The organism is Phenylobacterium composti DSM 19425, assembly GCF_059568645.1.
On the sequence record NZ_JCANTT010000014.1, the window covers coordinates 62,044 to 87,286 of the forward strand.

The window sequence follows — 25,243 nt, forward strand, 5'->3', positions numbered from 1 at the left end:
CGCCGCAACCCGAGGCGTCTGTCCAGCGTCGGATGCGCTAGAGCGCCTTGGCCGCCTGCCGGAAGGCGGCGGCGGCCACCCGCGGAGTCACCGGCGCAAAGGCGCCCGCGGCGCGACGGGCCGATTCGAGGCCGCCCCCGGGCTTGCCGTCATTCAGGTTCCGGACGAGCTCAAGAATGGTCGGAAAGACGCTGCGATCGATGCCCACCGCCGCGCAGGCGAGGCCAAGAAGCTCCGGCCGGTCGGAATCGATCGCCCGCCGGACGTGAGCGCCGTCGAAGCGGCCCAGGGTGGCCAGGGCCGTGATGAAGAGCGTCAGCCGCCCCTCGCGCAGGGCGCGGACGAGGTAGCCCGGCCTGAGCTGGCCGGCGGCGTGCAGCTTTTCGATGAGCCGCAGCTCCATCTCCTCGCGTTCGCCGTCGCGGGCCATGACCAGGGGGGCGTTCGCCGCCCGGGGCGAGCCGGCATGGGCTTCGAGCACGGACTCGGCCAGCATCCGGTCGAGGGCGGCGGCGTCCAGGCGGAAGCGGTCGGCCAACGACCTGCGCAGCGCCTGGCCCACCCAGAGGTAGAGGCGCTCGGCCAGGTCGCTGGTCAGCCGCGGATGGCGGGCAAGCGGCTGGCGCAGGGCCGCGATCTGGCGGGAGCGCTCCACCAGTTCGGCCATGTCGCGGGGCGAAAGTTCGGCGGTGTCGTTGCCCGCGAGGGCGGTCAGGACCGCCGGCTCGCCCTGGTGCAGGATGGCCGAGACGATGTTCTGGGACAGCCGCGGGCGGCGGGCGATCTCGATCTGATGTTCGATGGTGGCTTCGACCAGCAGGCGCACGAGGTCGACGTCACGGAGCAGGGGGCTCTGGGCGATCACCGGGCGGGCGATCTCGATCTCGTCGAGGGCCAGAACATTGACGAGGGCCGGCGGCACCCAGTCGGCGTCCGCCAGCTTTTCGGCCAGCCGGCGGCGGATGTCCCGCTCGGCTTCGACCACCAGGCTCATGAAGATGGAGGAGAGCAGCCCCTGGATCTGGGGCTCCTTCATCGCCTCGCCGGCATGGGGCGTGTCGCACAGGTCGGCGATGGCCAGCAGCAGGCGCTCCCGGTCGGCGGGCGCACGGCTCTTGGCGAGATCGAGCAGCCGTTCGCTGCTGAGCGCGACGCCCAAGCCAAATCCCCCCAATCCCCAGACCGAACACGGCTATAAGCGATCCTGAACGGGGCGGATGAAGACATGTTTAAAACGCACGCGTTCTGCACGCACAGGTCGCAATCAGGGAGACGAGGGGCACGATGGCCGAACCGCTGATCCTGGCGCTGGACCAGGGCACCACCAGCACCCGCGCGATCCTCTTCGCCCACGACGGCCGGGCGCTCGCCGACGCGGGCCGGCCGCTCCGGCAGATCTATCCGCACGACGGCTGGGTGGAGCACGACGCCGAGGAGATCTTCGCGGCCTCGGTGGAGGTCCTGCGGGAGACCCTGGCGGCGGCCGGTGCGGGGGCGAACGCCGTGGCGGCCATTGGCATCACCAATCAGCGCGAAACGGCGGTGATCTGGGATCGGCGCACCGGGCGGCCAATCCACAACGCCATCGTCTGGCAGGACCGGCGGACCGAACCGGCCTGTCAGAGCCTGCGGGACGCGGGCCACGAGCCCCGGGTCACCGACCTGACCGGCCTTCTCCTGGATCCCTACTTCTCGGGGACCAAGTTCGCCTGGCTCCTCGACAATGTTCCCGGCGCCCGGCAGGCCGCCGAGCGGGGGGAATTGCTGGCCGGCACCATCGACGCCTGGGTGATCTGGAAACTGACGGGCGGGCGCGTTCACGCCACCGACGCCACCAACGCCTCCCGCACCCTGCTGTACGACATCGGCGCGGGCGAATGGTCGGCCGAGCTCGCGGAGCTGCTTGACGTGCCGCTCTCACTCCTGCCCGAGGTGCGGGACTGCGCGGGCGACTTCGGCGAGACCGAGCCGGAGCTGCTGGGCCGCCCCATTCCGATCCGCGGGGTGGCGGGCGACCAGCAGGCGGCGCTGATGGGGCAGGGCTGCATCCGGCCGGGCGAGATGAAGGCCACCTACGGCACCGGCTGCTTCATGCTGATCAACACCGGTGAAAGCCGGGCCCCGTCGCGGGCGCGGCTCCTGACCACCATCGCGGCCCGGGTCGGCGGCCGGACCACCTATGCTCTCGAGGGGGCGATCTTCATCGCCGGCGCCGCTATCCAGTGGCTGGGCGATGGCCTGGGCGTGGAGGGAGGCCCACAGGCGGCCGAGGCTCTGGCGGCCAAGGCCCGGGACGATCACGGGGTGGTGCTGGTGCCCGCCTTCACCGGGCTCGGCGCGCCCTGGTGGGACGCCGGGGCCCGAGGCGCGATCTTCGGCCTGACCCGCGACGCCGGCCGCGCCGAGATCGCCCAGGCGGCCTTCGACGCCTGCGCCCTGCAGACGCGAGACCTGATCGAGGCCATGCGGGCCGACGCCCCCCAGGCCTTCGCCGGCTCGGTGGAGATGCGGATCGACGGCGGCATGTCGAAGAGTCCCTGGTTCAGCCAGCGGCTGGCCGACCTCACCGGCGTGCGGGTCTGCCGATCCACCTACCAGGAGACCACCGCCCTTGGCGCGGCCCTGTTCGCCGGGGTCGGCGCAGGAGTCTATCGCGACGTGGCCGAGGCCACCGCTTCGCGGCCGCGGACCGAAGGCTACGGCCCCCGGCGCGACGAGGCGTTCCGCGAGGCCGCCTATGCCCGCTGGCTCGACGCCGTGGCGCGGGTCCGCGCGACTTGACGGCTGGCCGGGCGGGCGCGACCCTGAACGGCGATAAGGAACAAGCTCGAGGGAGGAGCCCCATGGCGGACGGTTCGGCGGCAGGCGTGGTCTCGCTGAAGGGCAAGGTGAGCGCCGAGGAATGGCAGGCGCGGGTCGATCTGGCGGCGCTTTACCGCCTGGTGGCGCTGCATGGGTGGGACGACCTGATCTACACCCACATCTCGGCGCGCATCCCGGGCCCGGATCACCATTTCCTGATCAACCCCTACGGGATGCTGTTTGACGAGATCACCGCCTCGTCCCTGGTGAAGATCGACCTGCAGGGCAACATCCTTCAGGAGACGCCCTACTTCATCAATCCCGCGGGTTTCACGATCCACTCGGCGATCCACGACGCCCGTGAGGACGCCAAGTTCGTGATGCACCTGCACACGGACCAGGGCGTAGCCGTGTCGGCCCAGAAGGAAGGGCTCCTGCCGCTCACTCAGCATGCGCTGATCGTGCTGCCCCGGCTGGCCTACCACGACTACGAAGGCATCGCCCTGAACCTCGATGAGCGTGAGCGGCTCGTGGCAGATATCGGCGACAAGCAACTGATGTTGCTGCGAAATCACGGCACCCTTTCGGTGGGCGCCACGGCCGGTGACTGCTGGGTCGGGATGTTCTTCCTGGAGCGGGCCTGCAAGCAGCAGATCATGGCCCTCTCGGCCGGCCGCGAGAACGTGCTGTTCGCCCCGGACGCCGCTCAGGCGGAGGTGAAGATGCAGACCTCCCGCGGCATTGGCGGCAACCTGGCCTGGCCGGGCTGTCTGCGCCGCCTCGATCGCGAGCTTCCGGGCTACGACGCCTGATCCGGCGGGGCTTCGGCCCCGCCCGCCTGATTTCCGGCCATATGCCGGCGCAGCGATTCCGGCCTCAGGGACGTTGCGGCCCCGCCTGACAGGCGTGGGCTGACGAAAAAGCTGCCGCCACCGCGGGCGCCGCTGTGGTTCTGCCGCGGCATGACGTCTTTTTAATGGGAAAGTTTCATAGGCGAAACGCTAAGCCATCCCCCAGTCATTGGATGGAGCTTTAGAGGCGCTGTAACGGAGCTTCCCTCTTACGAACGTGCGCCCCCGGCAGGGCGATGGAGCATCTGAGTTTGATCCGACGGCATTTCTTCCTTGCAGCAGCCCTTGTCGTGCTGGTGGTCATGGTCGTCGTCGGCGGCTTGAAGGTGTTCGGCCTGCGGTCGGGCGGCGGGCAACCGGGCGGCCCGCCCGGCGCCATGGCGAAGGGCCCCGGAGGTCCCGGCGGCGGTCCGGGGCGCGGGGGCTTCGGTGCGACCCAGGTGTCGGTGGCGGTGGTGGAGCCGCGCGCCTTCAACGACACCATCGAGGTTCTGGGCGTCGCCAAGGGCCGCCAGTCGGTCACGCTCACGGCGGCGGCCACCCAGCTGGTCGAGCGCGTGCATTTCCGCGACGGCCAGCAGGTGGCGCGCGGCGCGGTGCTGGTTGAGCTCCGGGCGACGGAGCAGGGCGCCGGCGTCGCCCAGGCTCAGGCCCGGCTGGTTCAGGCTCAGCGCGCCTACGAGCGCTATCGCACCCTCGGCGAGCAGGGCTGGGCCTCCAAGGCCACCATCGATCAGTACGAAGCCGCCTACCGCGCCGCCGAAGCCGACCTTCGCGCCGCCCAGGCCCGCGAGGCCGACCGGGTGATCCGCGCCCCGTTCGCCGGGGTCGTGGGCCTGTCGGACGTGGCGCCGGGCGCCCTGGTCAATCCCGGCGCGCCGATCGTGACCCTGGACGATATCTCGGCCATCCGCGTCGACTTCCAGGTGCCCGAACGCTATCTCGCCCAGCTGCGCCAGGGGCAGACCATCCTCGCCAAGGTGGACGCCTATCCGGGCGAGACCATCACCGGCCGCATCTCTCAGCTCGACACCCGCGTGGACGAGCGCACCCGGGCCATCACCGCCCGGGCCGAATTCCCGAACCCCGGCGGCCGGCTGAAGCCCGGCATGCTGATCCGGGTCGGCATCTCCCGCGGCGAGCGCCAGAGCCTGAGCGCCCCCGAGGCTGCGGTGTCGGTGCAGGGCGACGCCGCCTTCGTCTATGTCATCCGCCAGAGCGGCGACCGGGCGGTGGCCGAGCAGCGTCCGGTGGTCACCGGCGTCCGTCAGCAGGGCCTGGTGGAAATCCGCGACGGCCTGCAGCCAGGTGAGCGGATCGTCGCGGACGGTCTGAACAAGATCCAGCCCGGCCAGCCGATCCAGGTCGGGGGGCGGCCCGCCGGCCAAGGCGCGAGGACCCCGGCATGATGCTCTCGGACATATCTGTCCGGCGTCCGGTGTTCGCGGCGGTCGCCGCGATCATCCTCTGCGTGGTCGGCTTTGCGGCCTTCCAGTCGCTGACGGTGCGCGAACTGCCGAGCGTCGACCCGCCGGTGGTGTCGGTGAGCACCACCTATCGCGGCGCCTCGGCCGAGGTCATCGAAGAGCGCATCACCGAGGTCATCGAGCGGCAGGTGGCCGGTATCGAGGGCATCGACCGCATCAACTCGGCTTCGCGGGACGGTTCCTCGCGCATCAGCATCTCCTTCACCCTTGACCGGGACCTGGACGCGGCGGCCAACGACGTCCGCGACGCCGTCAGCCGGACCCTGCAGCAGCTGCCTGAGCAGGCCGACCCGCCGACAGTGCAGAAGGCGAACGCCGACGCGTCGCCGATCATGTTCCTGAGCTTCACCTCGACGACGCTGAACCGTCTGGAGCTCTCGGACTACGCCCAGCGCTACCTCGTGGAGCGCTTTTCCACTGTGCCCGGCGTCGCCAACGTCGGCGTGGGCGGGTCCCAGTACTATTCGATGCGCATCTGGCTCGATCCGGACGCCATGGCGGCCCGCGGCATCACCGTGGAGGACGTCGAGACCGCGCTGAACAGCCAGAACCTGGAGCTTCCGGCCGGTTCGCTCGAAGCGCCGGACAAGGACTTCACCATCCGCGTGGCTCGGGGCTACGCCACGCCCGAGCAGTTCGCGCGGCTGCCCATCACCCCGTCGCGCAGCCCGGCCTCGACCAGCGGTTCCGCGGCCCTGGGCGGCGCGGCCGCGGGCGCCGGCGCGGCGCCTGGCGCCACCCAGAAGGTCGCCACGGCGACCGCCGGCCAGGCCTACATCACCCGCCTCGGCGACATCGCTCGGGTCGAGGAAGGGCCCGACGAGCGGCGGCGCGCCTACCGCTCAAACGGCGAGGACCAGGTCGGCATCGCCATCTTCCGCCAGAGCCTGGCCAACGACCTGGAGATCTCCAAGGGCGTCCGCGAGACGATCAAGGAGCTGCGCTCGAGCCTGCCCAAGGGCACCGACATCCAGGTAGCGGTGGACTACACCGAATTCACCCGACACGCGATCGAGGAAGTGTGGATCACCATGGGCATCGCGCTCGGCTGCGTGGCCTTGGTGAACCTGCTGTTCCTGGGCACCTGGCGGGCGGCGCTGATCCCTTCGATCGTCGCGCCGATCTGCATTCTCTCCACCTTCATCGTCCTGGCTCCGCTGGGCTTCTCCATCAACCTGCTGACCCTGCTGGCCCTGGTGCTGGCCATCGGCCTCGTCGTGGACGACGCCATCGTGGTGGTGGAGAACATCCAGCGCCGGATCGACGAGGGCGAGCCGCCTCTGGTGGCGGCGGAACGCGGCGCCCGACAGGTGTTCTTCGCGGTCGTGGCGACCACCATCGTGCTGATCTCGGTGTTCGCGCCGCTGATGTTCATGCCGGGCTTCACCGGCCGGCTGTTCGTCGAACTGGCTGTGGCCGTGGCCGCCGCCGTGGGCTTCTCGGCCCTGATGGCGCTGTCGCTGTCGCCGATGCTGGCGTCCAAACTGCTGCGTCCGGCCAAGGCGCAGGGGCGGCTGGCCCACATCATCGACACCGCCATGGACAAGCTGAAGGAGTCGTACCACGCCTCCCTCGAAGCCATGCTGGGCAAGCGGTCCGTGACCCTCGGCGCGTCCGCCCTGGTGCTGCTCCTCGCCGGCCTGGCGGTGGTGGTTTTCAACGTCCTGCCCAAGGAGCTGACACCCGAGGAAGACCGCCGTCGGGCGCAGGTCATGATCATCGGCCCGGAAGGCGCCGGCTACGACTACACCAAGGCGGCCGCCGACCAGCTCGAGAAGATCCTGATGGGCTATGTGGAGAACGGGACGCTGGAGCGTTACGTCCTCTCGATCCCGCGCTTCGGCGGCGCCAGCAGCTTCAACTCCGCCGGCGGCAACACCATGCTGTCGCCCAAGGCGGACATGACCACCCAGGAGTTCGCGGCCAAGCTGAACCGCGAGCTCAGCTCCATCACCTCGGTCCGCGCCATCGTCTCGCCGGAGGGCGGGCTGCAGCGCGGCGGTCCGGGCAGCGGCGGCGGTGGCGGCGGCTCCAGCCTGCAGCTCATCCTCACCGGCAACGACTACCCCGAGATCGAGCGCCGCATCCGTCCGATCCTGCAGGCCGCCGAGCAGAACCCGGGTCTTGCGCGGCCGCGCCTCAACTATGAGCCGACCAGCCCGCGGGTGGTGGTGGACATCGACCGTGACAAGGCCGCCGCCCTCGGCGTTTCGACCCAGGCCGTCGGCCGCGCCCTGGAGACCATGTTCGGCAACCGGCGGGTCACCACCTACATCAAGGAAGGTCAGGAGTACGACGTGCTCCTGCAGACCGACCGCTCCAACCGTCAGACCGAGCAGGACCTCGCCAAGCTCTACGTCCGGGCCAGTTCGGGCGAGACGGTGCCTCTGTCCGCCCTCGTGACCACCCGGGTGCGCGGCGACACGCCCGACCGGGCGCGCGTGGACCGGCTGCGGGCCATCTCCCTGACGGCGCAGCTGAACCCGGGCTACTCCATGGGCGAGGCCATCGACTTCCTGCGCGCCGAGGCCGAGAAGCAGGGCGTGGCGGGCAGCGTGAAGTGGGGCGGCGGGGCCCGGGACTATCTGGAGTCGTCCAGCGCGGTGGGCGTGGCCTTCGGCCTCGCCCTGCTGCTGGTGTTCCTGGTGCTGGCGGCCCAGTTCGAGAGCTGGATCCACCCGGCGGTCATCATGCTGACCGTGCCGGTGGCCACCCTGGGCGGCCTGTTCGGCCTGCTCCTGGCCGGCTCGTCGATCAACACCTACAGCCAGATCGGCCTGATCATCCTCGTGGGCATCGCCGCCAAGAACGGCATCCTCATTGTCGAGTTCGCCAACCAGCTGCGTGACGAGGGACTGTCGGTGCGCGAGGCGGTGATCGAGAGCGCCGCGCTGCGCCTGCGGCCGATCATCATGACCTCGATTGCGGCGGCGGCCGGGGCGATCCCGCTGATCGTGTGGGGCGGCATGGGCGGCGAGGCCCGGAGGACCATCGGCGTGACGATCTTCTTCGGGGCGATCTTCGCCACCCTCGTCACGCTGTTCATCGTGCCGGTGTTCTACAACATGCTTGGGCGCTTCACGAAGTCGCCTATGGCGACCGCGCGGCGCATCGAGGCCTTCGAGGAGGCCGAGCGCGCCCGGGTGGCGAACGCCGCCGAATAGGGCCGTCCCGGCAAAGAAAAAGGCCTCCCCACGAAGGGGAGGCCGAGGAAAGGCGACGCCTGGACCGGCAAGGGGGATCGGCGATCCAGGCACATTCCGGCCCACGGGGCGAACCGGCTGAAGGGTGTGGTCGACAGATGCGTATCGACAGGCGGCACCATGCGCCGCCCATATATGCGCGTCAAGGTTGTCCCGTCGGGTGTTCTGCTCGCGCCGCGCGAGCTGGCGACGCTACTCGGGCTTGTGGCCGGTTTCGACCATCAGGAAGGCGATGAGGTCGATGCGATCCTTCTCGTCCTTCACCCCGGCGAACGACATCTTGGTGCCGGGCAGGTAAGTCATCGGCTTGGCCAGCCACTGGTCGAGGTGGCTCGCATCCCAGACGATGCCGGAGGTCTTGAGGGCCTCCGAATAGCGGAACTTGTCCACCTGGGCCGCCTTGCGACCGAAGACGCCGTGCAGGTTGGGGCCCGTCATGTTGGCGCCGCCGGGGGTGATCGTGTGACACGAGCGGCAGAGGGCGAACTTCGCCTCGCCATTGGCCAGGTCGGCGGTGTTGTAAGGGGCGGGGAGGGACGCGAGCAGCGCCTGCTTCTCGGCCTCGGACATTTCCGGAGCGGCCGCCGGAGCCGGACCGCTGGAGGCCGCCTCGTCGCTGGAGCCGGAGCCCGACTGGCCGCAGGCGGCCAGGGCGGTGGCGGTGAAGGCGACGGCGAGAATCGGTCCCAGACGCATTTCGGTCTCCTGACTGCGGCGAGAAGCTAGCGTGGCCGGCGCGTCGTGCAAGCGGCGTTCAGCGCCGGCGCCGCCGTTCGCGGTTCACCGCCTCGTCCAGGGCTTGAAGGAAGCGCGAGCGGTCGGCGGGGCCGAAGGGCTTGGGACCGCCGGTGATCTCTCCGGTGGAGCGGATGTGCTCCATGATCGACCGCTGGGCCAGGGCTTGGCCGATGCTGTCGGCGGTGAAGGCGCGGCCGTTCGGCGCGATCGCCGCCGCCCCGGCCTTCAGCACCCGGTCGGCGAGAGGAATGTCGTTGGTGACCACGATGTCGCCCGTCGTCGCCCGCTCGGCGATCCAGTCGTCCGCCACGTCGGGGCCGGCCTCCACGACCACCAGCTCGATCGTCGGGCTCTGCGGCGTGCGGATCCAGCTGTTGCAGACCACGAAGGTCCTCAGGCCATAGCGGGCAGCGACCTTGTAGGCCTCGTCCTTCACCGGGCAGGCGTCGGCGTCGATGAAGATCCGCATGCGGAGGGCCCCTTGCCGATGGTGCCGGATGCAGGGTTCGAACCCGCGACCTTCGGTTTACAAAACCGCTGCTCTACCAGCTGAGCTAATCCGGCGCCGCAAGGATCGGCGGCTTGCGCCTCGTGCGCCGGCCGCGGGGCCGGCGCACGAGGCGTGGTTCGGATTGCACAACCGGCCACGCCCGGCAAGCGCCTGACAAGAAAAGGGGGCGGAAGGTTCTTCCGCCCCCTTCAGGACTTCAGGACCTGTGACCGGCTACCACTTGATCCGCAGGCCCAGGACGCCGCCCACCGTGTGGCTGTCGCCGAAGTTCTTCAGCGAGGTCGTGACCGTGGCTTCGCCGTAGAGCGAGTACTTGTCGTTCTTCCAGTTGTAGGCGCCGCCAAGGCCGAGGCCGCCCCACAGCCGGTCGTTCCGGGTCGTCAACTCCTCACCCAGGATGGAGACGCGATAGCCGTCCGAGAACTCGTTGTAGAGATTGGCGATGCCGTAGAAGTTGGTCCGCGACGTCGTGCCGTCGTCCGCCTGCCACGTCTTGGCCCGTTCGGCCGCCAGGCCCAGTCGCCCGCGGAGGCTGTCGCCATCCTCCAGCGAGACCGGGGCGCCCAGCGGGTCGGTGAAATCGTCGAAGTCGAGCTTCGAATAGACCAGCTGCGCCTGAGGCGTGAGCGACCACTCGGCGTTGAGCCGCAACCGGCGGCCGGCTTCCAGGCCCAGGGCGTAGCCGAAGCCGTTATGGCCATCGAGCAGCCGGGCGCCCAGGCTCGAGGACGTCAGGTCGCTGTCCAGCCAGGTGGCCTGGCCTTGGGCGTCCACGTAGAGGCCGTTCGTCCCGTACCAGGTGAGGCTCGCGCCGAGGCCGTAGCCGGTGCTGTCGACGTCGCCCGAGCCGTCCACGGCGGTGATCTCGCCGTCGAGCTTGCCGTAGTGGACCGAGACGCCGCCGATCAGCTTGCCCGAGTCGTTCTCCCGCAGGACGCGGTCGAGACCGGCCTGCAGCCGCCAGGTGGTGGTCTCGTACTCGGCTGCGGCGCTGGAAGCGGCCGCCTCGTACTCGCCGTGCACGCCTTCGATCCGGCCCCAGAAGCCATTGGCCTCCACGACCACGGCGTCGTTCTGCGCCCCGGCCGCCGTGTCGGGCCAGTGCCGCGTGCCCGTCCGCTGGTCGAGCGTCGGCAGGCGGATGAGTCCGGCGAGGACCTTCGGATATTCTTGGTAGACCGGCACGGTCGGCGTGTAGCCGGCGGTGCGCAGGTACCAGTTGCCGTCGGCGGCGTCGGCGCCCACGCCATTGCGGTAGAGGCCGTAGCTGTAGAGGCCGCCGGCCAGCCGCTGCTCGCCGTTCACCGTGTAGTCGCCCTGCAGAGTGAACACGTCGGCCGCCGAGGCGGCGGGGTCGCGGACTTCGACCAGCAGGATGCCGTTGCCGGTCGAGCGGGCGCCCGAGCCCTCGCGGCGGTCGATGACGATAGTAGTGGGCGCGCCGCCACGGGCCGTGCCATCGACGACGAGCACGTCCGAACGGGACGCCGCGCCGCCTTCGTTCAGCACGGTGTTGATCAGCAGCTGGCCGCCGTTGGCGGTGAACACGCCGCCGCCAGGCCCGGAGGCCGCCGACCCCGCGCCGGTGATGACCAGGCTGTTGCCGATCTCAGGACCCCGCAGGTCGATGGTCCCGGCATGGTCGAAGGCGGCGAGATTGGTGAACTGCGCCTGCGCCACGCCCGACCGGGCGAGACTGTAGAAGCCCGCATCCAGTCCGCCCGGCGCATAGTAGCCGGCGGCGTCGACGGCGACGGCCCCCTGAGCCTGGGCCAGACGCACCGTGGCGCCCGCGAGGTTGTCGAAGCGGCTGCCTGTCCCGCCGAAGTCGGAGATGGCCACGCGCTTGGTGTCGCGCACCCCGTCGCCGTTGGTGTCGGCGAAATGGCGCGCCTCGAACACGCCGCCGGCCGCGTTGGTGAACCGGTTGCCGGCCACATTGGCCAGTTCGACGAAGCCGGTGACCGCGCCGCTATTGGCGACCGTCAGCGCGCCGTGCGCCGTGTCCCAGCGCCCCGCATCGGCGATCGCCCGGTCGGACGCGGCCGTGATGGCGCCGGCGTTGGCGAGGGCGCTGTCCTGTGACCAGAGGACGACGCCGGCCGAGGCCGTCTTGCTCTCATCCCCCACGCTGGTCGCATCGGCTTGCCAGCCGCCCGTGACGGTGGTTCCGGCAGCGATCTCGACGGTGGCGGCGTCTTCGGAAGACGAGGCCTGGACGCCGACGCCATACTCACCGGGGCGGCGACGCTTCCGGCTATGATCACCCGGGCCTCGCCCCGGGCCTCGGCGCGCAGCCCCGCCGATTGCGTCCCGCTCGCCACCGCCGAGCCGCGGTGGGTGATGCGGGTCAGGCCTTGGCCCTGGTTGTAGGCCCAGGCGGCATAGGACCGGGGGCCCCAGGCCGTGATCGCCCCGCCTTCGAGGATGTCGATGGTGGCGGCGCTGAGGTTGGCCTCTTTGGTGAGGCTGACCTGCGCCCCATCCGAATTCAGCAGGTTCGTTTCGACGCGGCCCGCAACGGTGATCGCGCTTCCTCCAAGCCCCAGGTGCGGGGCGAACAGGCCGATCACGCCCTCGCCATCGGTCACCACCTGGCCGGTTGACGCCAGGTTGATCTGGATGTCTCCGGTGGCCTCAGGGTTCAGGATGTAGCCGACGACCCCGTAGCTGCCGAGACCCGAGGCTCGGACCTCGCCGGCCGCGTCGATGTGCACGGATCCCAGGCCATGGTGCAGGCCATAGACGCCGGCGCCATATTCGCCCCGCACCTCAACCGTGCTTCCGGCGAGCTGCTCGATGGTGATGCTGGCGGTGCTCGTACTCAGCTGGTTCGGTTGCGACTGGTCGTCGATCCGCCCGAGAATGCCGTTGGAGAAGCCGTCGGAGTTCAAGGCGACGATGTTCGCGCCGGAGACGATCTCGATATCGTTCCTGGCTTGGCTGTGAACCTGAATCCCGTCGGCCAGCAGGCCATCTGTGGCGATGGCCACGCCGGGCTCGGCCGTCAGCCGCAACAGTCCGTCTCCGAAGCCGTCGACATGGACGCCGTCGAAGTCATACCCGGCGCCGCTGCGTTACACGACCGTGCCGCTTCGGACGACAAGATTGAAGCTGGAAGTGGCCGCATAGCTCATCCCGCCCGGATAAGGATTCAGGGTGGGGTCGCTGCAGATGACCTGCGGATCGCCGCATTGGTCGGCAGCATAGGCCGAAGAGGCAAGAGCAAGTGCGCTTGCGCCAGTAAAGCCAAGAAGCAGTTTCTTTCGAAACTTCCCGCTGCGGGGACTAGCGCTTGTTAAGCCGTTGAATTGATATCCGGAAGCCGTCAGGCCGCGAGACATCCTCCCCATGTGGATCCTCGATACATTGTAAATCCAAAATTCCCCAACCGGAGAATGTCAAAACGCTACCTAGGGAATAGCCAAGGTTGCAACCCAACAACTTCTCTCTTTTTTGTGATCGTTGAAAGAACGACGTTCTATTATTTGGAAGACGGAATCTGGACTTCAGAACCGCGCCGCGGCTTCTGCCGGGGATTCAGAATTCGTAGGTGGCGCTCATGCCCACGCGCCGCGGTCGCATGGGATAGACCTGCGGCGTGTTGCCGGTGGTGGCGGTCACGGCGCGGTGGCTGTCCAGCAGGTTCTCGATGTGGACGCCGAACCGCCAGGGGCCGTGCAAGGCGTTGGCCCTGAGGTTGATCTGCCAGGCGTCGCCGATCGCAGTGTCGTTGGCCGCGCCGGGCCGGAACGTGCTGTGGGCGCGGCCGAGGTAGGCGATGTCGGCGCGGAGCAGAAGGTCGAAGTCCCAGGGAAGGCGGCGCGTGTGCTCGCCCCAGATGTTGAACGCCACATGCGGGACGAAGGGGAGGTGGTCGCCGGCCGAACCGAGCCCGATGGCCTCCGCCGACTCCTGGTCCTCGATGAGCTCGGCCCGGTTGAGGGTGAGGTTGAGTCCTGCCCGGTTCGGGCCGTCGGCCAAGGCGGCGTCAAGCTCGACCCCGTCGATCCGCGCCCGCCCCACGTTCGTGATGAAGCTGAAGGCGCCGTTGGCGCTGGCGGCGCTGAACTGCATGTCGCGCCAATCGATACGGTAGACGGCGATGTTCAGGCTGGCCGGCCGTTCGGGCCAGGCGAGCTTCACGCCGGCCTCGTAGCTCCAGAGACTGTCGGACCGGTAGATCGCCAGGTCCTGCGGCACCGGGGCGGTGTTGGCGCCGCCGGGGCGGAAGCCCTGGGCGGCCTGAACATAGGCGAGGCTGTCAGAGCCGAACCGGTGGCTGGCCAGCACTTTCAGGCTCCAGCCCGCCTCGTCCGCCGTGCTGTCGAAATTGGCGTTGGTGGTGTTGGAGATGATGTTGGGGACCAGCACCGAGCCCACCGTGCGGCGATTGTATTCGAAGCGCCGGGCGCCGAGCGTCAGGGAACTGGGCCGGTCGGCGCCCAGGGTGGTCTCGCCATAGGCCGCCCGTTGGCGCAGGCGGCTCGAGACCAGCCGCCGGCCCGTGAAGCCGAGGTCGGGGCGCGCGGCCCCGGTCCGCGGATCGGCGGCCAGCACCTGGCTGTCCATAGTGTCCTTACGGACTTCCCGGAAGACGCCGAGTGTCCAGGCGAGGAAGCCCGAACCCGCGGACTGCAGGCGAAGCTCCTGGACCTGGGCATCCATCTTGTCGGGCTGGTGCAGGACGCCGGGCGAGCGGCTGTCCACATAGGCGGAATAGGCGGCCAGCTGGTTCGCATCGCAGCCGCCCAGGTCCGCGAAGTAGCGGGCGCAACCCGCCGGGCTCATCCGTTCCGCAGTCAGCACCCCGGTGTAGTCGCTCTGCCGCGTGGTGCGCCACGTATAGGCGCCGGCGTTGGCGGTCAGCTCCACGCCTCCCAGGCGGGCCCGGGCTTGGCCCTGGTGGAGCGCCAGTCGGCTGCGGAATGGCGAGCGGACCGGGACCGCCGACACCAGCGCAGGGCCGCCCCGAACCGCCGTCCCGCTGTCGTCGAAATCCGAGGTCTGGATGGCGCTTGTCAGGCCGAACTGGAGCGCGCTGGACGCTTCCATGGCCAGCCCGAGGCGCGCGCCCTCGATGCGGGTCTCGTTTACGTCGGTCTGGTCGAGCCGCTGGTTGTAGATGTAGCCCGGCTCGACCCGCCGGTAGGCGGTCAGCCTGGCCGCCGCCCCGGCCAGCGGCAGGGGGGTGTTGAACACCGCCGTCGTGGTCGTCCCCAGATTGCCAGCCGCCGCTTCGACCTCGCCGCCGATCTGCGCCGTCTGGCGGGTGGCGTCGGGCCGTTTGAACATCACCTTGAGCGCACCGCCCATGGCTCCGGAGCCGTAGAGCGTGCCCTGCGGCCCGCGCAGAACCTCGATGCGGTCCAGGTCCACGAGCAGGAGTTCCGGCGGCCCGCCGCCCGGATCGGCGGTGGTGCCGCTCGGCCCCGTCACCGGCATGTCGTCGTAGTAGAGGGCGGTGGTCATCTCGCCCGAGGCGTGGACGCCCCGAAGGCTCAGCCGGTTCCGCCCTGTCCCGGCCGGCAGGTGGTTGAGGCCGGGCAGGATGGCGCGGGCGTCGCTGAGGTCGCTCACCCCCGCGTGGGCGAGTTCGTGCCCCGAAAGCGCCCGGACCGACATCGGGGTCAGCTGGTCGATGGTCGGCCGGCGGGTGGCGGTGACGACCAGGGCGTCGAGGGTCGCCGAAGGCGCGGCGCCGACCGACGAGGCCGTGACGCCGCGCTCGATCAGCAGCCGGCCCTGGACTTCGCGCCAGACCAGACCGGTGTCTTGCAGGAGCTGGGTGAGCGCCGCCGTCGGCGCCTGGAGGCCGGTCACGCCGTGCGCGCGGGCGTCGGCCACGATTCCGGGCTGGAAGAGGATGTCCCGGTCGGCTTGCCACGAGAATGAGGTCAGGGCGTCCTCGAGACGCATGCCGTCGGCGATGTCGAAATGGCGCTTTCGCTCGGCCGCGCAAACGGTGCTTGCCGCGAGACTCGCCAGGAGAATCGCGGTCGTCGCCACGAACGGACGACGCATCGGCGGGACATTGCGGTCGCTCTTCGTGACGCCTCTCCCCAGATTTTGCGCGGGTCTGGATAGGACCTCGAACGCGGCGTGGCCATAGCCCCACCGAGGCAAATCGTCGCCATGGCGCCTGTGCCGCATCGGCGTGCAGGGGGCGGCGAGCTCAGGGCGTTCCACAACGCAGGCTTGACGGGGCGTCATCGGCGCGTCTGGACTGCGCGACCATAAAAACGCGAAAACGCGGGGGAACGGGGATTGGCGTGGCCTGAGACGACCGAGGACCTGCCAGAGCGCGGGTTGATGACCGCGGCCATGGGCTATCGGGAAGCGCTGCGTGCGTATTTCCGACGGCGGGTGGACGGGCACGAGGTCGACGACCTGGTGCAGGACGTGATGCTCCGGATCCACAACCGGCGCGCCACGGACGCCGTGCGCAATCCCATCAGTTTCGTGTTCCAGACCGCGGCCAATGTGCTGCAGGACCGCCGGCGGCGGGACGCTGCGCGCCGCCGGGGCGCCCACACGACCCTGGAAGATTCGTTCCATCCGCTGGACGAGGTCACGCCGGACCGGGTGCTCCAGGGCAAGGAAGACGTGGCCCGCGTGATGGAAGCCCTTGGCGAGCTGCCGCCTCGGACGCGTGCGGCGCTCATGCTGGTCCGTTTCGAAGGCTTGAGCTACAAGGCGGCCGCGCAGCTGCTCGGCGTTTCGGTCAGCGCGGTCGAGAAGCAAGTCGCCAAGGCGCTCCAGGTCGTCGCGGCGCGTCTGCAGGACGATGATGAACGACAATCGGCCACTGCACGCCTGCAACGCTGACGCGGAAGCCGCAGAGTGGTTCGTTCGGCTGCAGCGTCAGGATGGGCCTGAGGCTCAGGCGGCGTTCCAGACCTGGCTCCACGAAGATCCGGCGAATGCGGCCGCCTGGGACAAGATCGGCGGCGCCTGGTCGCGCCTGGGCGAACTGGCCGAGGCGCCGGAGATCCGGGCCGCGCGGGCGGACCTGCAGCGCGAACTGCGGCGGGGCCAGAAGGTCCGGCGCCAGCGGATGGCGGCGGCCGCGGCCGTGTTGCTGGCGGTCATCGGCGGCGGGGCGCTGAGCTACCAGTCCTGGCGGGCCGCCGGGCCTGTGGCGGGCCAGGCCAGCCCCACGGTCTACCGCACCCCGGTGGGCGGTCGCCTGGCGGTAGACCTGCCCGACGGGTCGCAGGTCGTCCTCAACACGGACACCGAGGTGCGGGCGGGCGACTGGTCCAAGGCTCGGGCGATAACCCTGGTGCGCGGGGAAGCCTTCTTCCAGGTGGCCAAGGATCCGCAGCGGCCGTTCACCGTGACGGCGGACGGGCGCACGGTCACGGCGCTGGGAACCGCCTTCAACGTCCGCCTCGATTCCGATCGCTGGTCGGTGGACCTGCTTGAGGGGCGGGTGAGGGTGCGCAGCGGCGGGGCGGCCGCCGAACTCTCGCCCGGCGAACGCCTCGTGCAGGAAGGGCCGCAGTCCTGGCGCATCCTCCGCCGCGACGTCGCCGAGATGTCGGCCTGGCGCGACGGCCGGCTCGTCTTCCATGACCAGCCCCTGGGCGAGATCGCCGACGAGATGAACCGCTATTCCGAGGCCAAGCTGCAGATCGCCGACGCCGGCCTGGCCCAGGCCAAGCTGAGCGGCCGGTTCCGGGCCGGCGACGTGGAAGGCTTCGTGGCCATGCTCGAGGCCTACGGCCTCGCAACGCCCGTGCGGGAAGCGGACCGGACCATCACGCTTCGGCCGGTGGGCCGCTGAGGATTTGAGGCCCGCTTGCGTCTTGGGACTGTACGCCGGGTCGACCGGCCAGTCCTAAGGGGAACTCCATGAAGTCAACGATCAAGGCGTTGGCGGCCGTGCTGTGCGCGACGACCTGCGCCAGCGCCGTGTCCGCCGTGGCCGCGCCGCTGGCGCCTGCGGATCGCCAGGCGGTGCTGGCGGCGGTGGACGCCGTTACGCCGAAGATGAACGATGCGGCGCTGAAGATCTGGAACTACGCCGAGCTGGGCTACCTTGAGACCAAGAGCTCGGCCCTGCTTCAGTCGCAGCTGAAGGCTGCAGGCTTCAACATCAAGGCCGGCGTCGCCGGCGAGCCCACCGCCTTCGTGGCCAGCTTCCGCAACGGTGATGGCCCGGTGGTGGCGATCCTGGCGGAATTCGACGCGCTGCCGGGTCTGTCCCAGGCGGCGGTTCCCACGCAGCAGCCCGTGGCGGGCCGGGAAGCGGGTCACGGCTGCGGCCATAACCTGTTCGGCGCGGCCTCGGTGGCGAGCGGCATCGCCCTGAAGAACTGGATGGTCGCCAACAAGATCCAGGGCGAGATCCGGGTCTACGGCACCCCTGCCGAAGAAGGCGGGTCGGGCAAGGCCTACATGGTGCGCGACGGCCTGTTCAACGACGTCGACATCACCCTGCATTGGCACCCGGGCAACGCCAACTCGGCCAGCCAGGGGACCTCGTCGGCCAACATCAGCGGCAAGTTCCGCTTCCGTGGTCAGTCCGCACACGCCGGCGGCCAGCCGTGGAACGGCCGTTCGGCCCTGGACGGCGTCGAGATCATGAACGTCGCCACCAACTATCTGCGCGAGCACATCCCCGACCGCACGCGCATCCACTATGTGGTGACCAACGGCGGCAAGGCGCCCAACGTGGTGCCGGACTACGCCGAGGTCTACTACTACGTCCGCCACACCGATCCGAAGGTGGTCGTGGACGTGATGGACAAGGTGAAGCGCGCGGCTGAAGGCGCGGCCCTGATCACCGGCACCCAGGTCGAGTTCGAGCAGACCGGCGGCGTCTACAACCTCCTGCCCAACGAAGCCCTGGGCAAGGTGATGCACGAGTCGCTGGAGACGGTGGGCGGCATCACCTGGACCGAGGAAGAGAAGGCCTTCGCTCGCGAGCTCGCGAAGCACCTGCCGAACGGCGGCGAAGACCTGAGCTCGGTGGAGCGCGTGATGCCTTACCGGACGGCCGACCCCAACTCGGGCGGCGGCGGCTCGACCGACGTGGCCGACGTGAGCTGGGTGACCCCGACCGTGGGCCTCTCCACCGCCACCTTCGTCCCGGGCTCGCCGGGCCACAGCTGGCAGAACGTGGCCGCGGCCGGCACGACCATCGGTCTCAAGGGCGCGCAGGTCGCCGCCAAGACCCTGGCGCTCACCGGCGCCCGGGTGTTCACCGACCCGCAGCTGATCGCCGAGGCCAAGGCGGAGCTGAACGAGCGTCGCGGGGCCGATTTCACCTACAAGGCCCTGGTGGGCGACCGGCCGCCGCCGCTCGACTACCGCAAGGGCGCGGGGGCTGAGTAAGCTTCTGGACCGCGCGGCTCCGGCCGCGCGGTCTTTTTGTTGTGGAATGCGGCGCCAGCCGCGTCATGGGAATGACGGCGCGTAAGCCGTGGGGTTCAAATAGGGGAAGTAGAGAGCATGCGGTCCCATGCAATGAGCAGCGCCGCGCTGGCGCTGGTCCTGATGTTCGGATCCGCCGCGCACAGCGCGACGATCACGCCGCCGAAGGATGCGTTCGCCCAGGATCCGGGCAGCGACTACTTCCTCGCCGACTACACTGCATACGAGGCCTATCTGAAGACCCTCGCGGGCCAGTCCGACCGGATGAAGCTGGTGGACTTCGGCAAGACCGAGGAGGGGCGCACCCAGTGGGCGGCCATCGTCAGCTCGCCGGCCAACCTCGCCAAGCTCGACCATTACCGTGACATCGCCCGCCGCTTGGCCAAGGCCGAGGGGCTGACCGCCGAAGAGGCCAAGGCGCTGGCGGCCGAGGGCAAGGCTGTGGTCTGGATCGACGCCGGCCTGCACGCCACCGAGACGGTGACCTCGCAGGGGCAGATCCAGGCGCTCTACCGGATGCTGACCATGAACGATCCGGAGACGCTCCGGATTCTGGACGACGTCATCATCCTCTTCGCCCACGCCAACCCGGACGGCATGGAGCTGGTCTCCGACTGGTATATGCGCAAGGCCGACCCGAAGGAGCGGGAGTTCGACTCCATCCCGCGCCTGTACCAGAAGTACGTGGGCCACGATAACAACCGCGACAGCTACATGTCGCAGATGGCGGAAACCACGAACATCAACCGGATGCTGTTCCGGGAGTGGTTCCCGCAGATCGTCTTCAACCAGCACCAGACCGGCCCGACGGGCATGGTGGTGTTCGTCCCGCCGTTCCGCGACCCGTTCAACTACAACTACGACCCCCTGGTGATGACCACGCTCCAGGAAGTCGGCATGGCGATGCACAGCCGCCTGGTGGCCGAGGACAAGCCTGGCTCCGGCGCCCGCAGCGCTGCGAACTACTCCACCTGGCACAACGGGATGGAGCGTTCGATCGCCTACTTCCACAATTCGATCGGCCTGCTCACCGAGATCATCGGCGGTCCGACGCCCGCCGAGGTGAAGCTGGTCCCCGAGCTGCAGCTTCCCAACAGCGATCGGCCCGACCCGATTGCGCCGCGGCCCTGGCACCTGCGTGACACCGTCGAGTACCAGTGGAGCCTGAACCGGGCAGTCCTGGACTACGCCTCGCGCAACCGCGAGCGCCTGCTGTTCAACATCTACAAGATGGGCGCCGACAGCATCGCGCGCGGCTCCCAGGACTCCTGGACCATCACCCCGAAGAAGGTCGAGAAGCTGCGGGCCGTCGCCAAGGCCGAAGGCAAGGAGATCAAGACGGGGAACCGTTGGGATCAGGGCGTCGTCGATCCCGAGCTCTACAAGGCCGTGCTGCAGAACCCCGCGGAACGCGATCCGCGCGGCTATGTCATCCCGGCCGACCAGGCAGACCTGCCGACCGTGGTCGACTTCGTGAACGCCCTCATCAAGACCGGCGTCGACGTCGAGCGCGCGACCAAGGCCTTCAAGGTGGGCGACAAGACCTATCCGGCCGGCTCGTACGTGGTGAAGACGGCCCAGGCCTACCGTCCGCACGTGCTCGACATGTTCGAGCCGCAGGATCACCCGCACAACTTCGCCTATCCGGGCGGCCCGCCGATCCCGCCGTACGACATTACGGGCTACACCCTGGCCTATCAGATGGGCGTGCAGTTCGACCGGATCCTCGACGGGTTCGACGGTCCCTTCGAGCGCATCCCTGACCTGATCGCCCCGCCGCCCGGCCAGATCCGCGGCTCGGGCCGCGCCGGCTGGCTGATCAGCCATGCGCCGAACCGCGCCTTCGACCTCACCAACCGGCTGCTGAAGGCCGGCCAGCAGGTCTACTGGCTGAAGGCCGAGACCAAGGCCTCGGGCAAGAGCTTCGGCCCCGGCGCCATCTGGGTCCCGGCGTCGGACGAGGCCACGGCCATCATCGAGCAGGGCGTGAAGGAACTGGGCGTGGACGCCTGGGCCGTGGGCGCCAAGCCGTCCGCTGACGCCCTGGCCCTGAAGCCCGTGCGCATCGGCCTCGTGGATGTCTACGGCGGCTCGATGCCGTCCGGCTGGACCCGCTGGCTGCTGGAACGCTTCCAGGCTCCGTTCGAGGTGGTGTTCCCGCAACGCCTCGACGCGGGCGACCTGAACAAGGACTTTGACGTCCTGCTGTTCCCCGACGCGGTGGTGCCGGCGAAGGAAGGCGGCGTCTTCCGCGGGCGCTGGGAATCGCGTCAGCCCAAGCCTGAGGACATTCCGGTCGAATATCGCAGCTGGCTGGGGTCGATCACGTCGGACAAGACCCTGCCGCAGATCAAGGCCTTCCTCGAGAAGGGCGGCACGGTCGTGGCGATGGGCTCGGCCGGTCGCCTGGCCCTGGAACTCGGCGCACCGCTCGAGGTCGCCGTGGCCAAGAACGAAGGCGGCGAGGCCAAGCCGTTGCCGGCGACCGAGTTCTACATCCCAGGCTCGGTGCTGCGGGCCAAGGTCGATCCAAAGCACCCGCTGGCCTACGGCATGAACTCGGAAGTGGACATGTTCTACGACCGGGCTCCGACCTACCGGGTGAAGACCACCGCCGGCGCCTCCACGGTTTCCTGGTTCGAGGGCAAGGAGCTTGTCCGCAGCGGCTGGGCGGTCGGCCAGGAGCGCCTGGACGGTTCGGCGGCGATCGTCGACGTCGACTACGGCAAGGGCAAGCTGCTGGTCATGGGCCCCGAGGTGAACCACCGCGCCCAGTCGTACGGGACCTTCAAGTTCCTGTTCAACGGGCTGCTCTACGGCCCGGCGGTCGCCGCGACCCGGTAACCCCGAGGATCCCCAGGGTGGGCGGCTAGTCCCCCGAGCCGCCCACCCATCTCGTGCGGAAAACTTGAGGCGTCGGTCTGCGGACCGACGCCTTCTTTGTGTCTGCGGGAAGCCAGGCGCCAAGGCGTCGATCCGCAGGCCGATCAGGGCAGGGGGCAGGCAAACGGGAAGGGCGGCCGGGCTGGCAAAGGCTCGGCGAGGGCGACCCCGAGCTCAGGAAGGGCAGGCCGGCGCCGGCGGCGGCCGCCGCGCGCAGATGGCCGACTGGCCGCCGGCGGACGGGCAAAGAAAAAGGCGCCGGCCACGAGGGCCAGCGCCGAAGTCTCAGATCGTTCCGTAAGGCTTAGAAGCGCTTGCGGATGCCGACGTAGTACGAGCGGCCGATCATGTCGTGGTTCTGGGGATCGTAGGTGCCCTCGGTGTCGCCCACTTGGAGCGGCGCCTTGTCGAACAGGTTGGTCACCCCGAAGCGCAGGTCGGCGTCGTACGGCAGCTTCACGCGGCCGTTCAGGTCGAAGACGTCATAGGCCTTGACGCCGCGCGCGGTGCTGGTCGGGGAGACCTTGCGCGCGGAGGCGATCATCGAGCTGAGGTGACGCCAACGGAGGCCGAGGCTGGCCGGGCCGTAGGTGTAGGTGGCCGAGGTGGCGATCTTCCACTCGGGGTGCGCCGTACCGGCGTTGGCTTCCACGCCGGTGCCGATCGTGCCGGCGTAGTCGTAGGTGGCCGCGCCCGGCAGGGTCTGGATCTTGAAGGTGTCCAGGTAGCCCACGGCGACGTTCAGGGCCAGCGAGCCGCGGTCGCCCAGGCCCAGGTCCTCGGCGTTGAGGGTCCAGTCGAACTGGAAGTCCACGCCCGAGACCTCGAACTGGCCGAGGTTCAGCAGCGGCTGCACCGGATTGACCGGGACGCCGTTGGACGGGTTCCGGGTCATCAGCTCGCAGTAGTAGTTGTTCGGATCGTAGGTCGGGTTGTTGCCGCCCGAGTTGAAGCAGAACCGAATGGCGTCCGCGATCGACAGGGTGCCGACGGCGTCCTTCACCTTGATGGCGTACCAGTCCACCGAGGCCGACATGCGGCTCAGCAGCGGGTGGTCGAACGGCGACTGCACGACCGCGCCGATCGAGTAGGTGTCGGCGGTTTCTTCCTCGAGGTCCGGGTTGCCGCCGGTGAGGGCGAAGACCTGGGCCGTGCCGAGCTGGTAGCTGTCGATGACCGCCGTCGGGATGCCTTGCGCGAGGCAGAGCTCCCGCACCTGGGCCGCGTTCGGGCCCTGACGGAAGGACGAGCGCACGTCGCACGGGTCGCCGTTGGTCGTGGTGGCCGACGGGTTGCCGATGCCGACGCTGCCCGTGGAGATCGGCGCGTAGAGTTCGCCGACGCTGGGCGCGCGGATGGCGCGGTTGTAACCGCCGCGCAGGCGCAGGCTGTCGATGATCCGCCAGTCGAAGTCGACCTTGTAGGTGTGGATGCCGCCCACCGAGCTGTAGTCGGAGAAGCGGTAGCCGAGGTCGAGGTTCAGCTCCTGGATGAACGGCAGGTCCTTCAGGACCGGGACCAGCAGTTCGCCGAACAGCTCGTAGGTGTCCACGGCGCCCTCAGCGTCGCGCAGCACGCTGTAGCCGAGGACGTCGCTGACGCCGCCGGGCATGTTCAGCTGGCTGTCGGCCTTGAAGGTGTACTCGTTGGCGCGATAGCCGGCGCCCACCGCGAAGCGGACGTCGCCCGCGGGGAGGGCGAAGAGACCGCCCTGCAGGTTCAGCTCGACCATGCGCTGTTCCAGCTCGTTCTGGTTCAGCGTGCGGCGGCTGATGTAGTTGATGCACTCGGCCGACGGCGTGAGGTTGCCGAACGGGTTGAAGCCGCCCGCGCAGAACTCGGCGCCGCCCGTCGGGCTGTAGAGCAGGTTGCGCACCGCGCTGGCGCTGGCCCCGCCGAACTGTTCGTTGTCGAACTTGGCGCGGCTGTAGGCGGCGTAGGCGTCCCAGGTCCAGTCGCGGAAGCCGACGTCGCCCGAGAGGCCGCCGATCAGCTGATAGACGTTGTACTTGTAGGACTGGATCCGCGGACCCAGGATGTTGAACGCTTTGTAGAGGGTGAAGTCGGCGGTCGGGTCGGTCCGCGAGGCCAGGATGGTCCGCATGTCGGCCGGGATGAACGGGTTCGTCACCGGCGCGGTGAGGCCATAGACGTTCGACGCCAGGGTCGGGTTCGTCACGCCCACGGACTCATAGTCCGTGAAGGTGAACTGGGCGAAGCCGCGCAGGCTGTCGGTGAAGTCGTAGTCGACCTTGCCGAACACCGAGTAGCGGTCCAGGTCCGACTGCAGCGAACCGCCGGCATAGCCGAAGTTCAGCTGCTGGGCGGTGCCCGCGGCGTTGGTGTTGACGATGTAGGCTTCGTCGGTTTCCGGGTCGCGGAAGTTCAGCACCGGCACGCCCGCCGTCGAGAACAGCGTCTGGTCGGTGTTGAAGCCGATCTGGCCCGTGTAGCGGCCGCCCGCGTTGCCGGTCAGGGCGGGGGTGCCGTAGTTGCCCACGAACACGCCGTTGACCGCCGCCAGCGTCGGCATGTTGGCGCCGAACAGCACCGTGCCTTGCGGAATGGTCGACAGGCCGGGCGTGCTGGTCCGGAAGATGTAGTAGTCGCGCGAGCCGTTCAGGGCCCGGTCGCGGTTGCTGTAGTCGAACGACAGAATGGCGCGGCCGCGGTCGTCCGCGAAGCTCGAGCCGCCCATCACCGACACGCGGAAGGACTCGCCGTCACCGCGCTCCGAGATGCCGTACTGGGTGTCGACGATCACGCCGTCGAGGCTGCGGCGCAGGCGGAAGTTCACCACGCCGGCGGTGGCGTCCGAGCCGTAGACGGTGGAGGCGCCGCCGGTGATGACCTCGACGTTCTCGATCAGGGCTTCCGGAATGATGTTCAGGTCGACCGAGCCGTCGGGGTTCGAGGGCTGCAGGCGACGGCCGTCCAGCAGGATCAGGGTGCGCTTGGCGCCCAGGCCGCGGAGGCTGGCGTAGGACTGGCCGCCGTTCAGGCCGGTGCTGGTGCTGCCGGTGTTGCCCTGGCCGAACGAGCCGGTGAACTGCGGCATTTGCGACAGCGACTTTTCGACCGTCACCTGGCCGGTGTTTTCGATCGCGGCCTGGCCGACGGAGACGATCGGGCTGTTGGCCGAATAGTCAGGACGGGCGATGCGGGAGCCGGTGACCACCACCTCCTGGACCGTCTCGCCATCCGGCGTTTGCGCAAAGGCGACCCCCGACAGCAGCGCGCCAGTCGCGCAGCCGCCAGCCATCAGCCACCTCAAGGACTTCGCTCTCATCCGATCTATCCCCGCTCGGTATTTCGTTCGACGCGCCCATTGCGCGCCGGTCCCAAGACGCAGCGGCGTTCGAAAACCACAGCGACGCTCGGCCGCGA

The 25,243-nt window shown here is 69.2% G+C and carries 16 protein-coding genes and 1 tRNA gene; 8 read left to right on the forward strand and 9 right to left on the reverse strand.

Translation table 11 applies throughout. From position 1 onward, the window contains the following. Nucleotides 1-37: 37 nt before the first annotated feature. Nucleotides 38-1,159: a DUF2336 domain-containing protein gene (locus BO64_RS08955; protein WP_496402952.1), complete on the reverse strand. Its 1,122-nt coding sequence runs from the start codon at nt 1,157-1,159 to the stop codon at nt 38-40. A 125-nt stretch (nt 1,160-1,284) separates the two neighbouring features. Between BO64_RS08955 and glpK the strand changes: the two genes are divergently transcribed. From glpK to BO64_RS08975, 4 genes are all read left to right on the forward strand, one after another. After that, nucleotides 1,285-2,781 (forward strand): glycerol kinase GlpK, encoded by a 1,497-nt coding sequence (gene glpK, locus BO64_RS08960; RefSeq protein WP_496402953.1) that lies wholly within the window; start codon nt 1,285-1,287, stop codon nt 2,779-2,781. 62 nt (nt 2,782-2,843) lie between these two features. Continuing rightward, entirely contained in the window at nt 2,844-3,614 is a 771-nt protein-coding gene (locus BO64_RS08965; protein WP_496402954.1) for a class II aldolase/adducin family protein, read from the forward strand. A gap of 290 nt (nt 3,615-3,904) precedes the next feature. Continuing rightward, the gene (locus BO64_RS08970) at nt 3,905-5,062 is read left to right on the forward strand and encodes an efflux RND transporter periplasmic adaptor subunit (RefSeq protein ID WP_496402955.1); all 1,158 of its coding nucleotides are present in this window, start codon (nt 3,905-3,907) and stop codon (nt 5,060-5,062) included. Next, nucleotides 5,062-8,304, forward strand: coding sequence for an efflux RND transporter permease subunit (locus tag BO64_RS08975; protein ID WP_496403215.1), 3,243 nt, complete (start codon nt 5,062-5,064; stop codon nt 8,302-8,304). Before BO64_RS08970 ends, BO64_RS08975 begins: the two co-directional genes overlap by 1 nt. Nucleotides 8,305-8,535: 231 nt before the next feature. Here the strand turns inward: BO64_RS08975 and BO64_RS08980 are convergent, their stop codons facing one another. The 7 genes from BO64_RS08980 to BO64_RS09010 all read right to left on the reverse strand — a co-directional run bounded on the left by BO64_RS08980 (nt 8,536) and on the right by BO64_RS09010 (nt 15,616). After that, a complete protein-coding gene (locus BO64_RS08980) occupies nt 8,536-9,039 on the reverse strand; it encodes a c-type cytochrome (protein ID WP_496402956.1) in 504 nt (167 codons plus the stop codon). Nucleotides 9,040-9,097: 58 nt separating this feature from the next. Next, entirely contained in the window at nt 9,098-9,550 is a 453-nt protein-coding gene (locus BO64_RS08985) for a YaiI/YqxD family protein (RefSeq protein ID WP_496402957.1), read from the reverse strand. A gap of 19 nt (nt 9,551-9,569) precedes the next feature. Then, nucleotides 9,570-9,645: transfer RNA gene (locus BO64_RS08990), tRNA-Thr, on the reverse strand. 160 nt (nt 9,646-9,805) lie between these two features. Next, nucleotides 9,806-11,530 carry an autotransporter family protein gene (locus tag BO64_RS08995; RefSeq protein WP_496403216.1) on the reverse strand — a complete coding sequence of 575 codons (1,725 nt, stop codon included), beginning with the start codon at nt 11,528-11,530 and terminating at the stop codon, nt 9,806-9,808. A gap of 47 nt (nt 11,531-11,577) precedes the next feature. Next, entirely contained in the window at nt 11,578-12,609 is a 1,032-nt protein-coding gene (locus BO64_RS09000) for a hypothetical protein (RefSeq protein WP_496402958.1), read from the reverse strand. Nucleotides 12,610-12,669: 60 nt separating this feature from the next. After that, nucleotides 12,670-12,936, reverse strand: a complete 267-nt coding sequence (locus tag BO64_RS09005) for a hypothetical protein (RefSeq protein WP_496402959.1) — start codon at nt 12,934-12,936, stop codon at nt 12,670-12,672. Between the two features lie 196 nt (nt 12,937-13,132). Next, nucleotides 13,133-15,616: a TonB-dependent receptor gene (locus BO64_RS09010; RefSeq protein ID WP_496402960.1), complete on the reverse strand. Its 2,484-nt coding sequence runs from the start codon at nt 15,614-15,616 to the stop codon at nt 13,133-13,135. A 288-nt stretch (nt 15,617-15,904) separates the two neighbouring features. On the opposite strand from BO64_RS09010, the gene BO64_RS09015 reads away from it, so the two are divergent. The 4 genes from BO64_RS09015 to BO64_RS09030 all read left to right on the forward strand — a co-directional run bounded on the left by BO64_RS09015 (nt 15,905) and on the right by BO64_RS09030 (nt 21,817). Further along, entirely contained in the window at nt 15,905-16,420 is a 516-nt protein-coding gene (locus BO64_RS09015; RefSeq protein WP_496402961.1) for an RNA polymerase sigma factor, read from the forward strand. Next, nucleotides 16,383-17,381, forward strand: a complete 999-nt coding sequence (locus BO64_RS09020; protein WP_496402962.1) for a FecR family protein — start codon at nt 16,383-16,385, stop codon at nt 17,379-17,381. Before BO64_RS09015 ends, BO64_RS09020 begins: the two co-directional genes overlap by 38 nt. A gap of 68 nt (nt 17,382-17,449) precedes the next feature. After that, on the forward strand, nt 17,450-18,934 hold the full coding sequence (locus BO64_RS09025) for an amidohydrolase (protein WP_496402963.1): 1,485 nt from the start codon (nt 17,450-17,452) through the stop codon (nt 18,932-18,934). 132 nt (nt 18,935-19,066) lie between these two features. Further along, on the forward strand, nt 19,067-21,817 hold the full coding sequence (locus BO64_RS09030; protein ID WP_496402964.1) for a M14 family metallopeptidase: 2,751 nt from the start codon (nt 19,067-19,069) through the stop codon (nt 21,815-21,817). Between the two features lie 343 nt (nt 21,818-22,160). On the opposite strand, the gene BO64_RS09035 is transcribed toward BO64_RS09030, so the two are convergent. After that, nucleotides 22,161-25,118, reverse strand: a complete 2,958-nt coding sequence (locus BO64_RS09035) for a TonB-dependent receptor domain-containing protein (protein ID WP_496402965.1) — start codon at nt 25,116-25,118, stop codon at nt 22,161-22,163. Nucleotides 25,119-25,243: the final 125 nt, after the last annotated feature.

Excerpts from the sequence above, each read along its gene's own strand:
- glpK (WP_496402953.1), top strand. The coding sequence starts at position 1,285 with ATGGCCGAACCGCTGATCCTGGCGCTGGACCAGGGCACCACCAGCACC.
- BO64_RS08965 (WP_496402954.1), top strand. The coding sequence starts at position 2,844 with ATGGCGGACGGTTCGGCGGCAGGCGTGGTCTCGCTGAAGGGCAAGGTG.
- BO64_RS08975 (WP_496403215.1), top strand. The coding sequence starts at position 5,062 with ATGCTCTCGGACATATCTGTCCGGCGTCCGGTGTTCGCGGCGGTCGCC.
- BO64_RS08980 (WP_496402956.1), bottom strand. The coding sequence starts at position 9,039 with ATGCGTCTGGGACCGATTCTCGCCGTCGCCTTCACCGCCACCGCCCTG.
- BO64_RS08985 (WP_496402957.1), bottom strand. The coding sequence starts at position 9,550 with ATGCGGATCTTCATCGACGCCGACGCCTGCCCGGTGAAGGACGAGGCC.
- BO64_RS09005 (WP_496402959.1), bottom strand. The coding sequence starts at position 12,936 with ATGTCTCGCGGCCTGACGGCTTCCGGATATCAATTCAACGGCTTAACA.
- BO64_RS09010 (WP_496402960.1), bottom strand. The coding sequence starts at position 15,616 with ATGCGTCGTCCGTTCGTGGCGACGACCGCGATTCTCCTGGCGAGTCTC.
- BO64_RS09015 (WP_496402961.1), top strand. The coding sequence starts at position 15,905 with ATGACCGCGGCCATGGGCTATCGGGAAGCGCTGCGTGCGTATTTCCGA.
- BO64_RS09020 (WP_496402962.1), top strand. The coding sequence starts at position 16,383 with ATGAACGACAATCGGCCACTGCACGCCTGCAACGCTGACGCGGAAGCC.
- BO64_RS09025 (WP_496402963.1), top strand. The coding sequence starts at position 17,450 with ATGAAGTCAACGATCAAGGCGTTGGCGGCCGTGCTGTGCGCGACGACC.
- BO64_RS09030 (WP_496402964.1), top strand. The coding sequence starts at position 19,067 with ATGAGCAGCGCCGCGCTGGCGCTGGTCCTGATGTTCGGATCCGCCGCG.
- BO64_RS09035 (WP_496402965.1), bottom strand. The coding sequence starts at position 25,118 with ATGGCTGGCGGCTGCGCGACTGGCGCGCTGCTGTCGGGGGTCGCCTTT.